Source organism: Halobacillus sp. A5, assembly GCF_024189315.1.
Classification (GTDB): domain Bacteria; phylum Bacillota; class Bacilli; order Bacillales; family Halobacillaceae; genus Halobacillus_A.
The window spans coordinates 568,296-581,633 of the sequence record NZ_JAIZEO010000001.1; the positions used below are offsets into that span (position 1 = coordinate 568,296).

Genomic DNA, 13,338 nt, shown 5'->3' on the forward strand with positions numbered 1-13,338 from the left:
TTGCGTGCTCTTTATTTAACAGTGAAAGCATTCGGACCTTTTAAAAATAAACAGACCATAGATTTCTCGCAGTTAGGGAGTGAAACGATCTTTTTAGTCACAGGTCCCACCGGTGCAGGAAAAACAACTATTTTCGATGCCATGTGCTTTGCTCTCTACGGTAAAGCAAGCGGCACGGATCGGGATCAGGATACGTTAAAAAGTCATTTTGCAGGCGAGGAAGAAACCACTTTCGTCGAGTTTACTTTTCTGTTGAGGGGAAAGCAGTACCGGATTGAAAGAATGCCAAAGCAAAGACAGAAGAAGGAACGAGGAGAAGGATTTAAAGAAGAACCCACCCGGGCCTATTTGTACCAATTGCAAAACGGAGAAGAACGATTAGTAGCTTCTAAAATTAAAGAAGTGAATGAAATGATCGAAGAACTGCTGCGGTTGGATTATGATCAGTTTCGTAAAATGATTATGATTCCTCAAGGAGAATTCAGAAAACTCATTTCTGAGAACAGCAGGGAACGTGAAGAAATTCTTCAGAAGATTTTCAACACTCAGTTTTACTCCAATTTAACAGAATACCTGAGAGGGCAGCAGAAATCCCTTAAAAAAGATATGGAACAGTTTGAGTGGAAGATCGAACAGGAAATCGAAAAAATTCAGTGGCCATCTCAAGAGGAGGAAGAAATTCCTGAGGATCCCAAGCAGGTCATTCTACAATTAGACCGTACGCTTGAACAGCAGCAATACCATATTAAAAGTCTTAAAGAACGGATGGACGAGCTGAGGAAACAATTGAATCAAGAGCAGGAAAAGTATTACCATGCAAAATCGATCGACAGCTTATTTAAGGAAAAAGATGGGAAGACAGCTGAACGCGCACTAATTAAAGAACAGCAGACTGAGATTGATCAATCCTCTCATCAACTGCACCTGGCAGTAGAAGCCCAAAAAATAGTACCTATTGAACGGCAGATGAATGAAAGGAATCAGGAAAAGGAAAGACTTGCTCACTCATTTAAAGAAAATACAAAGGTCTTAAATGAATTAAATAATCATTTCCAAAGTTTGAAGGAAAAGTACGAAAGAGAAAAAGCGAACGAGCAGCTGAGGGATCAACTCAAGGAAAGTGTGCGCCAGAAAAAGGAAGCCGAGGTCAAGCTGGAAGCTTTATTAAATCTTAAGCAATCTGTACAAGAAATTGAAAGGAAACAAACAGGGGCAAGGGAGACATTCACCCGCATTTCCAACAAAAAGAAACAATTAACAGCTGAGCGGGAAACGTGTAGTGAATTAGCTTCAAAAGAGAGAGGAACCACTTCTGTATTGTACGAATTAAAACAGATGAATGAACAGCTTAAAAGAAGCAGAACGAACCTGCAGCGTCTTGAAAAAGAATGGAATACGTTACAGAATTTAAGAAAGAAGTATAAAGAATTATATAATAAAACAGAGAAAGCTAAAGAACGCAGTGTCACACTGAAGAAACATTATGAGGCCGAGGTGGATAAGCTTAAAGAACACCGAGCCTACCACCTGGCAGTGGACTTATCCAGCGGACAGAAATGCCCTGTATGTGGTTCGGCAGATCACCCTTCACTGGCTGTTCAGCCAAAAGATGTGTTGTCTACTCGTGAAATGGAAGCATTAAAGGCAGATTATGATCATTATGAGAAAGAGTATTTTAATTTGCACGAATCAATGGCCTCTGCTAAGGCAGAGGGCAGCAGCCATAAACAACTAGTTGACACTTTGCACGAGGAAGTGCGTGAACTTACCGGTGATGAGCTGTCAAGCAGCGCAATAAATCAGGCTATTCGTAAAGTGCAAGATGATCTAAAAGTTAATATCGAAGAATTACAAAAAAAAGAAGCAGAACTTAAAAATATTCGTAAGGCAGCGGATCAGATTACTCAGATTGATGATCAATTAAATGAAATTGTCCAAGAGGTGGAGCATTTAAATGAACAGCAGAGGAAATGGTCAGAGGAAAAAGTAGCCTGCCAAACTGAAATTCATAACTTAGAGGCTAATTACAATTTCGATACACTTGAATTGAAAGAAATGAAAGCATTTGTCAGGGAATCTGAGCAAAAGCTGCAGGAAGCAGTGCATTCGTGGGAAGTTATTCAAGAGGAATACCGTAAAAAGTCCGAAGAAATGCAAAAGCTTACAGCAAAGAAAGCTGAATTAGAACGTTATTTACAAAATGCGGAAGAAACGTGTCGAAAAAAAGAAAAGGAGTTTAATCAAACGCTTGACCAACTTCGCTTCGAATCCTTTACAGCTTATAAGGAAGCCTTACTTCCTGAAGAAGATATCAATAATCTCACCAAAAAGATCGAGGAGTTCAATCAGCGAAAAGCAGTAATAAACAACCGTCTCGAGGAGTTAGCCGAAAAGCTTCAGGAAGAGAGAAGGCCAAACCTGGAAGAGCTGAGACTTAAGTTTGAAGAGCGGAGAGAATTAGTGGAAAGTAAACAAAAAGAACTTCATGACTACCGGCTGGTGTATGAACAGAATCAAAATATTTTACTATCTATGTCAAGTCTTATGGAAGAGCAGAAAGAGTTTGCGGAACGATATTACGATTTAGCAGAGATTTCAAACCTGGCCAGGGGGGATAATTCTTTAAAACTCTCACTCGAGCGCTATGTATTAGCATCTTATTTAGATGAAATCCTTATTCAGGCAAATATACGCCTGGATCAGATGACGGACCACCGTTATCAGCTGCTTAGAAGCGACGCGTTAGCGAGACGCGGAGCACAGAGCGGGTTAGAGTTGGAAGTTATTGATCATCACACAGGTCAGCAGCGGTCCGTGCGTACGCTCTCAGGTGGAGAAGGTTTTAAAGCAAGTTTAAGTCTGGCGTTAGGGATGGCAGATGTCGTTCAATCCCATTCAGGCGGTGTACAACTGGAAACTCTATTTATAGATGAAGGATTCGGCACACTGGATGAACAATCTTTGGAACAGGCCATCGGGTGCTTAAGAACACTTCAAGACGGGAATCGAATGTTAGGGATTATTTCTCATGTGCAGCAGTTAAAAGAAGAAATACCTGCTAAGCTTCAGATTCAAAGCAGTCCTGAAGGTTCTACAATTAAAATGGCATTTCAATAATAATCTTGAAAAGGGGATGGGAGCCATGTCTACGCCGCTATCCATGGAATGGACGCTGATTACTGAAGGGAAAGAAAAAAGAGTACATTCAAATGATAATTTATTTGAAATAACTTTTGATGGCTATAAACTTTTCCCGATGAATGAAATTATCGAAATCAAACGACATATCAAATCCGATCAAATCGGGTCGGGAGAGATAGAAGAACTTATATTAAAAAATAATACAACCATCTGCAAATATCGATTAATTTCTCTTCATTCAGTCAACTGATTAGAAGAGTCTCTATTCGCTTTATGTCACTTCCTGCGCTTGCCCGGGAAATATACATGCACGACAGCAGGGAAATTTGTTCGAATGAAAGGTGATATAGTTGTCGGTTTTCACAAATGACTGGTCACAAATCCTCTCAGAGGAATTAGAAAAGGAATACTATAAAAAGTTGAGAGAGTTTTTAAAGAAAGAATATGCTGCCTCACGTGTTTTTCCAGATATGTATGATATTTATGCTGCCTTTAACCGCACGGCCTATGAAGATACGAAAGTCGTAATTATCGGTCAGGATCCCTATCATGGGGAAGGGCAGGCTCATGGTTACAGTTTCTCAGTACCAAAGGGGGTGGACATCCCCCCTTCCCTGAAAAACATTTATAAAGAGCTTCAGGAAGATATCGGCATGGCATCACCTCCTCATGGAAATTTAGAAGCCTGGGCAGACGAAGGAGTGCTGCTCCTTAACAACGTACTTACGGTTCAGGCTCATAAAGCACATTCTCATAAGGAGGCGGGGTGGGAGGTTTTAACCGATAAGGTCATAGAAGTGTTAAATCAACGAGAACGCCCGCTTGTCTTTATTCTGTGGGGAAGACCGGCTCAAAAAAAAGCAGAAGCTGTAAACAGAGACAGACACTGCGTCATTCAGTCCCCTCATCCCAGCCCGCTTTCCGCGTATAGAGGTTTCTTTGGAAGCCGTCCATTTTCCAGAGCAAATCAATTCTTGGAATCTGTCAATCAGAAGCCGGTGGACTGGCAATCTATAAATAAATCCTGACGGCTGCCCATACCCCTCTGTAATAATGTGCATAGGCTATCACATGACGAATGACGGAGGGGTCTCGTATGAGTTTTAATCAACCACCCTTTTTTGGCCCTGCCAGAAATATTCAAGGTTTTTCTCCTCAGCAAATGCGGAACGCCGGCGGTTTTGCTCCTGCATTCTTTAACCAGGCCGGACCGGGAGGATTTGGTGCCGCGCCGTTTCTAGGGGCGCCCATACAGGCGCAGACCGGAGCTGGATGGCTGACACAAGTTCAGTCAGCACTTAAAGCCATGCAGTCTGCAGCTCCTATGGTTAAGGAATATGCTCCTATGATGAAGAATTTACCGGCCATGATAAATATGGTGAAAATTATGAATGAGTCGGATGAAGGAGAGAGCGCTGATTCCAAACAACCTCGTGAAAACAAACGGCGCCCAAATACTAAAAACCGCCTGCAAAAACAAAGAGGCGATAATAGAAGGCGGGAAAGAGAAAGAAAGGATAACAGAGAGTCTAAAGAGATGAAAAAACAGAAGAAATCAAGCCATCAAGGGACTTCACAGCCTAAGCTTTTTATTTAGGCTGTGCGCGTCGCTTGATTTTTTATTGATTTTTAGCAAAAATAAGAAATACGCACATAAAGATCATCATGACGGAGGTTCTCTATATGAAGGAACAGTTTAAAGTAGCAACATTCGCAGGAGGATGCTTTTGGTGTATGGTTGAACCGTTTGAAGAACGTCCTGGTATTATATCCGTACAATCGGGTTATACAGGCGGACATACGGCCAACCCTACCTATATGTCAGTTATTACTGAAACGACAGGGCATAGAGAAGCTGTTCAAATTGAGTATGACCCGAATAAATTCTCGTATGAACGATTAGTCGGAATATTTTGGCAGCAAATTGATCCAACTGATGCTGGCGGTCAGTTTGCCGACCGGGGAGAGTCGTATAAAACTGCGATCTATTATCATGATGAAGAACAAAAACGGACAGCTGAGACCAGTAAACGTGAGCTTGAGCAATCTGGGAAGTTTAATGCTCCAATCGTCACTGATATCCTGCCGGCACAAATTTTTTATAAAGCAGAAGATAAACATCAGGATTATCACAAAACGAATTCTTTTCATTACAAAAGGTATAAAAAAGGATCCGGAAGAGCAGATTTCATAAAAGACCACTGGGGTGTTAAAAAAAATAAAAACAGGTTGAAGGAAACTTTGTCTGACATTCAGTATCATGTGACTCAGGAAAACGGAACAGAACGACCGTTCCAAAATGAATATTATGATCTAGAAGGGGACGGCATTTATGTAGACATAGTCTCTAAAGAACCATTATTCAGCTCTGAAGATAAATATGATGCAGGGTGTGGATGGCCAAGCTTTACGAAACCGATCGAAAAGCAGCAGGTAAACGAAAATGTGGATACGTCGCACGGTATGAGACGAACAGAAGTTCGAAGTGAGAAAGCAGACTCCCACCTCGGGCATGTATTTGATGATGGACCTGTTAAGCAGGGAGGATTAAGATACTGTATTAATTCAGCTGCATTGGAATTCATACCGAAAGAAGATATGGAAAAAAGAGGATATGGGTATTTAACCCATTTGTTTCATAACAAAGAGGCTGGAACATAAGTAAAGCAGTGATGTTTAGCATAGTCAAAATGCGAAGACGTGCCCGCAGAAAGCGAAGCATTTTGACGGAGCGATAGTGTGAATTCTCTTTAACATAAATAATCCGAACTGATTTCTACAAAATCATTCGGATTATTTTTTGTTTTATTCAGTTTTGTCCCGTCATCCAACTAAGCTTTTGTATGGAATCATTGTAAGGTATACTTAACTTTACCAACGAGGGTAAGTGAGGGACCAGATATGGGAAGAAAAAAATCCTTAACGAAAAATGAACTTTTTAAGGCTGCCGGGGAGCTCATACGATCAGAAGGCATTCACGGTGTCCATTTTAAAAAATTAGCAGAAATATTAGGAGTAGGCCGAAGTACATTATATGAATATTATCGTAATAAAGAAGAGCTGTTAATTGCTTATTTAAAAGATATTATGGATGAGATGAATCATCGCATCGGAAATATACCTGGTAATTTACAGCCAAATGAAAAATTACGTGCTCTGCTGTATATTTTACTCGATCATGCCGAAATCCATCAGGTGGAGCGGATGATCCGGGATATACAAACGAGCGATGCGGATCTGGCTTCTTACTACCAAACGCAGCTTTTTGAAGAGCATCAGCGGACATATTCTATTCTTCTAAAATGGATTAATGAAGCGAAACACACAGGATTATGGTCTTGTGAAGTTGATTCGGAAATGATAGCCGATGTTATTTTTCATGCGATTCTGTTTCCGCATAAACATAAGATTGGCAGTAAATCTATGACCGATCAGCTTATGAAGTTAATTGAAAGCGGTGCATCCAATAAATAATCTACGTAAAGGGATTCCTCCATTCGGTAATTAGTCCGTAGTTACACGATTCTTTATCATCAATGTACTCCGCCATCGGACATACAGGAGAACGACCTGCTTTAAATAGAAAGGTGAGGACCGGATCAGTTATTTCATTTTTTAGTACTAAATTGACATATTCTTCAGGGGTTAAATCATTTTTATATTTATGATAGGCAGGCATGCGGGCACCGCCCATTAAACGGTCAAGCTTATAATGAACGACGGTCTCATACATCGCCTGGGTGAGCTGGGACCCCAGACCTAAAGATCGGTAGGCAGGGTCGATACAAATGTCCACCACATATAGAACGGATCCGTTTGGATTGTGAGTACGCATTGTACCGCCCGCTGTTACTTCCTCCCAGGTGTGGTGTGTGTTCTCGTTTATCTCAGTCCGCATTGCCGTCATGGAGCCAGCGATTTCACCTTCAACTTCTATACATATACACCCGTCTCTAAAAATGGAAATATGATTGTAAAGCTGTTCTTCATCCCACCATAGATCTGAAGGGAACGGGGGCGGGAAGGCTTTCTTCTGCACCTCGATTAGCCGAGAGAAATCCTGCTCTTCATAGTTGCGGATATGTATATGATTAAACCTCTTCGATTTGACATCATATCCGTACACCCACTTGTCCATAATCAAGCACCTCTTTCTTCCTGTTTTCTCAAGTATATCATGCTTTCGTCGGCTGCATTTCATCTTTTTGTTTTGACAATATCTCGACTTAAAGATATTATTCAATTATAACCATTGCGAGAAATTATTAGTCTTTAAGTTAATAGGAGGCGTAAAGTTTGAAACATATTTTTAAAGAAGGTAAATCAAAAGACAGTCGTGTACTGTTGCTTCTTCATGGTACGGGCGGAACAGAAGAAGATTTAATGCCGCTTGCACAAATAATCGACCCTGACGCTGCTGTTTTAGCTGTGCGTGGAAATGTGCTCGAAAACGGAATGCCCCGCTATTTTAAACGATTAAGAGAGGGTGTATTTGATGAAGAGGATTTAATCCTCCGAACCAAAGAATTATACGAATTTATTGATGAAGCGGCCGAAACCTATGGATTCCGCAGGGAGAATGTCGTTGCGGCAGGTTACTCCAATGGGGCGAATATTGCGGGAAGTCTCTTATTTCATTATGAAAACAGTTTAAGAGCGGCAATTCTCTATCACCCTATGGTGCCAAGAAGAGGTGTGCAGCTTCCGGATCTTTCCAACGTTCCGGTTTTTATCGGGGCTGGAGAAAACGATCCTATCTGTCCCGCAGAGGAAACTAAAGAGCTCACGCAAATTCTGGAAGAAGCGGGTTCTTCCGTAGTAACTCAATGGGAACGAATGGGTCATCGTTTAACGGAAGAAGAAGTGAAAGCTTCAGCTAAATGGTATCATAATCACTAAGGCAATTGAGACATGGGAGGAAACCGTGTATGATAGAGAGTTGAAGGAGGCAGATTACGATGATTCATAAAACCTGGGAAAAGTCAGAAACGATCAAACAAATCGAATGTGTTCATAATGATGCAGAAAAATTTGTAGTTCATAATGTGTTAACGCCGGGCAAGTTGTATGATGTGAAAAATGAAAGCGATGAATTTTATTTTGTCATTGATAACACAGGCCGAATTGGTGGTTTTTATAAGGATTATTTTAAAGAAATTTAAACTGAAACGAGCTGATGCCGTTTCAGTTTTTTAGTGTATAATATCTTTTTATTGTGCAGGTTCTGTAGATTTACTCCGTTCACTTCTTGTCAACCGCTGTCATTTCATTGATAATAAGGGTAAGTGAAAGTTTGAAGGGGGAGTCAGATATGGACAAATTGCTACTCGTTCGTCACAGTGAAACAGAAGGACAGCATGAAGACTCACCGTTAACAAAGCTGGGAGTACGCCAGGCTCAGATGCTTTCGGCATTTCTTGAACAAACCGGATATGAAATTGACAGGGTCATTTCCAGTCCTTTCTTAAGAGCTGTTGAAACCATCAAACCATTTGCTCAAAAGAAGGGGATAGAAATTGAGCTTGATGAAAGACTGGAAGAACGAATATTGAGCCATACACCATTAGACGATTGGGAAGAAGTGTTGTACGATACTTTCAAAGACCCTGAGCTGAAAATGGCAGGCGGGGAATCTTCTACTGAGGCTAAACAGCGCGTACTCTCACTTGTTGACGAATTAGAAGCCCAGTCAGGCAATTTCGTACTTGTAACTCACGGGAATTTATTGGCGCTGCTCCTTCAAAAGTATAATAGAGAATTCGGCTTTAATGAATGGAAGAGGCTTTCAAGACCAGATATTTTTCTTGTGCAGAAGCAGGGTGGAGATTATACAGTTGAACGTATTTGGCAGGATTAGTTATTTTTCCGCAATAATTGCGATTTTTCCTCTGAATCGTTATCATAATAAAAGGAGTTTTGTTTAAGACTCGCATTTAAGGTGTATAGTTTAAGTGTACATCTTTATTTTTTAAAAAAGGAGGAGATCACATGGCTTTTGTAATTACTTCCCCTTGTAAAGATGAGAAAGCTGGCGAATGTGTTGATGTTTGTCCAGTGGACTGTATTGAAGAGGGTAAAGATATGTTCTATATCGATCCAGCAATCTGCATTGACTGCGGCGCCTGTGAAGCGGTATGTCCTGTAGAGGCTATCTATATTGAAGACGAAGTTCCAGAGGAAGAAAACAAATACATCGAGTTGAACCGTAAGTTTTTTGAGGAGAAATAATGAACACATATTTTAAGAAGACCATCTCTTTTATTAGAGGTGGTTTTTTTGCAGGGCTGTTTTGAATAAATAACTCCCTGAAAGGGTATAAAACAATAGGCAGACAAGGAGGTTATTAAAGTGGGGAAATTAACAAACAAAGTAGCTGTAATTACCGGAGCAAGCAGCGGAATTGGGAAAGCTATAGCCGAACAGTTAGCCGGTGAAGGCGCCAACGTTGTACTTGCTGCAAGAAGAGCACATAAATTGCAGAAGCTGGCTGAAAAAATCGAAGATGAATATGATGTCAGAACCGCGGTCGTAGAAACAGACGTGACGAAAAGAGTGGACGTTGAAGAACTCGTCAAGCAGACCAAAGATAAATTTAACTCCGTCGACATTTATGTAAATAACGCAGGAGTTATGCTGCTTTCTTTTCTGAAAAATGATCACGTAGATGAATGGGAACAGATGGTGGACGTGAATATTAAAGGTGTGCTTTACGGAATTCATGCGGTACTTCCTCAAATGCTCGAGCAGAAATCCGGTCATATTGTCAATGTGTCTTCTGTAGCCGGTCATGAAGTCTTTCCATCGAGTACGGTTTATAGTGCCACGAAATATGCCGTTAAAGCATTGTCGATGGGTATGGAAAAAGAATTATCAAAATCTGGTGTCCGAGTGACTAATGTTTCGCCGGGAGCCGTGGATACGGAACTGACTGAGCATATAACGGATGGAGATGTTGTTGATATGTTTAAAAACAGGGAAATGACTCCGTTGGAATCAGAAGATATCGCCAATGCTGTAGCTTATGCTGTAATGCAGCCGGAATCTGTTAACGTCAATGAATTAATTGTCAGACCCATGCATCAAAAATAGAATACGCATGGCCGCTGAAGGCCATGCGTTAAAACTTCTTAATAAATCACTTTGAATTTACGGTGACCTTTCTCTTCATCATAATCGTCTTCTTCTACTGCCTTAATTTTAATAAAAGGGCTCGGTCCTTCCTTTATCTCACGGGTGAACGATTGAAGGTCTTGTGCGCTTCCTTCCGCTTCTAATTCGACAGTTCCATCCTCTTTATTCTTCACCCATCCAGTCAGACCATACTGCTTCGCAAGGGATTGTGCTGTAGCCCGGAAACCGACACCTTGCACCTGTCCATGAAATACTAAATGTTTTCGTGCCATATGATCACCTCCTTAGGTTATTTTACCGTTTTTATATTTCTGAAAACATGAGGATGAGTTAAAATGAAAACAATTGACATTACAGAAATGAAAGATTTTTATTTTGGCCACGCTCAGTATGCAGAAGCATTAACGGGCTGTACAGTAATTCTATCAGAAGAAGGAGCAGTCGGTGGTGTAAATGTAAAAGGAGGAGCCCCCGGTACGAGGGAGACTGATTTATTAAAATCCGAGAATTTAGTCCAGGCCGTTCATGGCGTATTTTTAGCAGGTGGAAGTGCCTACGGTTTAGAGGCCGGCAGCGGAGTAATGGAGTCGCTTGAGGAACGAGGTATTGGGTTTGAAACTAAGGAAGCTAGAATTCCTATCGTTCCCGGTGCTATTTTATATGATCTCGGGGCAGGTTCTTCTAACATACGTCCTGATTCACGTATGGGGAAAGCAGCCTCAGAGGCTGCTTTTAGCCGTGCGCCATTTAAAAATGGGAATGTTGGTGCAGGGACAGGGGCTGTAGTTGGTAAAATCTTCGGAAATGACTACGCGATGAAAGGCGGCATCGGAAGCTTTGCTGTTCAGGTGAATGAATTACAGGTTGGAGCCGTCGTTGCGATTAATTGCTTTGGAGATATCATCAACCCCTATACTCAACAAAGAGTAGCCGGTGTATATGACAGGTGTCAGCAAACCTATTTGAAAACAGAACAGATTTTAAGGGAACAAATGTGGAGGAAGCAGGCGGATCATTTCAGCGGGAATACTTCACTTGGAGCAGTTGTGACCAATGCTAAATTAACAAAAGCAGAATCAAATAAGCTGTGTGCTGTAGCTCATAATGGCTTTGCTCGTACAATGATGCCCGCTCATACATTTGTTGACGGCGATACCATCTTCTCCATGAGTTCAGGGAAAGTAGAAGTAGACGTAAATAGTTTAAGTTATTTATATACGTATGCAGTAGAACAAGCGGTATTAACAGCGGCTGAGTCAGCCGAAAGCTGCTTAGGCATTCCGGCTAATCAAGATGCAAAAATGGAGTGAAAAGGTATGTATTTATTTGTGTATGGAACTCTTTGTAAAGGAGAAAGGAACCACCACTATGTGAAGAATGAAATATGTATAAGCGAGCAGGCTTTTATCCGGTCTAAGCTGTATAAAGGTGAATTTTATTATCCTTTTATTGTACATCATGAGTCCGAGATTACTTTTGGGGAGTTATATAAGGTTGATGATGATATAGAGCCATTAATCGACAAGCTTGAAGGCTGGCACCCTGACGACCCCAGCCCTTTATTTCATAAGAAGCTTGTTCAAGTTCAAACGCCTAAAGTCGAGGTTGAAGCTTATACCTATTTTGGAAGTGCCCAATTAAATAAAGAAAAAGAGATTCGTTCCGGAGACTGGAAGGTAGAGGGTGTCATAAATACACAACCTGTTTATTATTTTGCCTATGGCTCCTGCATGGATAATGCCCGCTTTAAAAAAGCAGGTGTCGATCACTTATTTGAGAGAATTATCGGAGGGGCTCACCTTAATCATTATGAAATGTTATTTTCCCACCATTTAACAGATGGAGCACGGGCAGATATAGGGGAAGCTGAAAATGGACTTGTGGAAGGTGTATTGTATGAAGTAAATGAAGAAGCACTCGATTATTTATACATGAGAGAGGGTGTGTACTCTTACTGGTACCGTCCCACAGTCGTAACGGTTAAAAGAAACGAGACGACTTACCGCGCTCTTACATTTACAGTAATCACGAAAAACCCAAATAAGGCAGTGCCTCTTCATTATGCTATCGAAATACATAGAGGAGCAGCAAGACATCTTTCAAAATCATATGGCGAACAAATCGTTAATACGTTCACTCAGCATCTTCCTGTGGAAGGCTTCATTGAGTATCTTGAGGAGTGGCGGAATAAAGGAGGACCCTGTTAGGTGAAAAAGGAATGGAAACAATACGCAGCGCGTGATTTCTCAACATTATTCTATTTACATTATAATAATGGTAATTCACAACGCGCTCTAATTATGGTGCACGGAATAACGGTGGAAGTTAAGCATCATGAAGAAATGGCCAAGGTCTATAAAGCAGGAGGGGATATTTTTCTGCCACTTCTGCGGGGTTACGATTCTCAACATGCAAAAGGGAAGTTGGATTATATTGGTCAATATGATGATGACTTATTTGACTTTATCCATTTTATTCGAAAGCAGGGATATCAAGAGATTATATTAGCAGGTCATTCCATGGGGTGTGCCAACCTGTTAAGACTTATCTATAAAAACGAGAAAGCAGCAGACGGCTATGTGTTTTTCGCTCCTTACTTCCATCCGGAAATTCCTGTTTATCAAGAGGATGTAAATGAACACTTTAAACCTGAAACAGAAGTGGATTATAAAGTCTTTTCAAAAAAAGCCGCGGCATTGGCCTTGCTTCAAAAGCTTGGCATTCAACGATTCAACAATCAGACTGTAGCTATAGTACCAGATGAGTTTTCAGAAGGAGACCTTGTGCATTTATCATTTAAGCTGATGTTTTCAAGGTTTCTTGAGCCTTTCCCTGGACAAATGTCTATGATAAAAAAGTTTATAACGTTTATAGGAGAGAAGGATGAATTTATTGTGCCTTCAAAGCTTCAAAGGTGGCATAGGGATACGTTCTTACAAGATGTCTTAATCATACCTGGGGAAGATCATAATCATTTACTCCACAACGAAATCGTCCATAAGAAGTTGGAAGAAGTGTTATAGCCTTCTCCCTCAATTAACGAGCAGTTCTCTTTCTGCTATAATA

At 40.9% G+C, this 13,338-nt stretch carries 16 protein-coding genes; 14 read left to right on the plus strand and 2 right to left on the minus strand.

Going from position 1 to position 13,338, the window contains the following annotated elements; translation table 11 throughout:
• The 6 genes from LF822_RS03035 (at position 1) to LF822_RS03060 (ending at position 6,615) form a co-directional block, all read left to right on the plus strand.
• Positions 1-3,117 (plus strand): AAA family ATPase, encoded by a 3,117-nt coding sequence (locus LF822_RS03035; protein ID WP_253922479.1) that lies wholly within the window; start codon positions 1-3, stop codon positions 3,115-3,117.
• A gap of 25 nt (positions 3,118-3,142) precedes the next feature.
• Complete coding sequence (locus LF822_RS03040; protein WP_253922480.1) at positions 3,143-3,391, plus strand: DUF2584 family protein; 249 nt, start codon at positions 3,143-3,145, stop codon at positions 3,389-3,391.
• 100 nt (positions 3,392-3,491) lie between these two features.
• On the plus strand, positions 3,492-4,169 hold the full coding sequence (locus LF822_RS03045) for a uracil-DNA glycosylase (protein WP_253922481.1): 678 nt from the start codon (positions 3,492-3,494) through the stop codon (positions 4,167-4,169).
• 68 nt (positions 4,170-4,237) lie between these two features.
• The gene (gene vrrA, locus LF822_RS03050) at positions 4,238-4,738 is read left to right on the plus strand and encodes a VrrA/YqfQ family protein (RefSeq protein WP_253922482.1); all 501 of its coding nucleotides are present in this window, start codon (positions 4,238-4,240) and stop codon (positions 4,736-4,738) included.
• An 86-nt stretch (positions 4,739-4,824) separates the two neighbouring features.
• A complete protein-coding gene (gene msrB / locus LF822_RS03055) occupies positions 4,825-5,802 on the plus strand; it encodes a peptide-methionine (R)-S-oxide reductase MsrB (RefSeq protein WP_253922483.1) in 978 nt (325 codons plus the stop codon).
• A 240-nt stretch (positions 5,803-6,042) separates the two neighbouring features.
• Positions 6,043-6,615 carry a TetR/AcrR family transcriptional regulator gene (locus LF822_RS03060; protein ID WP_253922484.1) on the plus strand — a complete coding sequence of 191 codons (573 nt, stop codon included), beginning with the start codon at positions 6,043-6,045 and terminating at the stop codon, positions 6,613-6,615.
• 1 nt (position 6,616) lies between these two features.
• Here LF822_RS03060 and LF822_RS03065 read toward each other — a convergent pair whose 3' ends face one another.
• On the minus strand, positions 6,617-7,279 hold the full coding sequence (locus LF822_RS03065; protein ID WP_253922485.1) for a GNAT family N-acetyltransferase: 663 nt from the start codon (positions 7,277-7,279) through the stop codon (positions 6,617-6,619).
• Between the two features lie 158 nt (positions 7,280-7,437).
• Between LF822_RS03065 and LF822_RS03070 the strand changes: the two genes are divergently transcribed.
• From LF822_RS03070 to LF822_RS03090, 5 genes are all read left to right on the plus strand, one after another.
• Entirely contained in the window at positions 7,438-8,040 is a 603-nt protein-coding gene (locus LF822_RS03070) for an alpha/beta hydrolase (RefSeq protein WP_253922486.1), read from the plus strand.
• 59 nt (positions 8,041-8,099) lie between these two features.
• The gene (locus LF822_RS03075; RefSeq protein ID WP_253922487.1) at positions 8,100-8,303 is read left to right on the plus strand and encodes a DUF6501 family protein; all 204 of its coding nucleotides are present in this window, start codon (positions 8,100-8,102) and stop codon (positions 8,301-8,303) included.
• 149 nt (positions 8,304-8,452) lie between these two features.
• Complete coding sequence (locus LF822_RS03080) at positions 8,453-8,998, plus strand: histidine phosphatase family protein (protein ID WP_253922488.1); 546 nt, start codon at positions 8,453-8,455, stop codon at positions 8,996-8,998.
• 131 nt (positions 8,999-9,129) lie between these two features.
• Positions 9,130-9,369: a ferredoxin family protein gene (locus LF822_RS03085; protein WP_253922489.1), complete on the plus strand. Its 240-nt coding sequence runs from the start codon at positions 9,130-9,132 to the stop codon at positions 9,367-9,369.
• 120 nt (positions 9,370-9,489) lie between these two features.
• Positions 9,490-10,230: an SDR family oxidoreductase gene (locus tag LF822_RS03090; RefSeq protein WP_253922490.1), complete on the plus strand. Its 741-nt coding sequence runs from the start codon at positions 9,490-9,492 to the stop codon at positions 10,228-10,230.
• 38 nt (positions 10,231-10,268) lie between these two features.
• On the opposite strand, the gene LF822_RS03095 is transcribed toward LF822_RS03090, so the two are convergent.
• Entirely contained in the window at positions 10,269-10,544 is a 276-nt protein-coding gene (locus LF822_RS03095) for an acylphosphatase (RefSeq protein ID WP_253922491.1), read from the minus strand.
• Positions 10,545-10,607: 63 nt separating this feature from the next.
• Here LF822_RS03095 and LF822_RS03100 point away from each other — a divergent pair, with 63 nt between their 5' ends.
• Genes LF822_RS03100 through LF822_RS03110 form a run of 3 tightly spaced genes read left to right on the plus strand, consistent with a single transcriptional unit; the run spans position 10,608 to position 13,295 of the window.
• The gene (locus LF822_RS03100; RefSeq protein ID WP_253922492.1) at positions 10,608-11,582 is read left to right on the plus strand and encodes a P1 family peptidase; all 975 of its coding nucleotides are present in this window, start codon (positions 10,608-10,610) and stop codon (positions 11,580-11,582) included.
• A 6-nt stretch (positions 11,583-11,588) separates the two neighbouring features.
• Entirely contained in the window at positions 11,589-12,479 is an 891-nt protein-coding gene (locus LF822_RS03105; protein WP_253922493.1) for a gamma-glutamylcyclotransferase family protein, read from the plus strand.
• Positions 12,480-13,295: an alpha/beta hydrolase gene (locus LF822_RS03110; protein WP_253922494.1), complete on the plus strand. Its 816-nt coding sequence runs from the start codon at positions 12,480-12,482 to the stop codon at positions 13,293-13,295.
• The last annotated feature ends 43 nt before the right edge of the window (positions 13,296-13,338 follow it).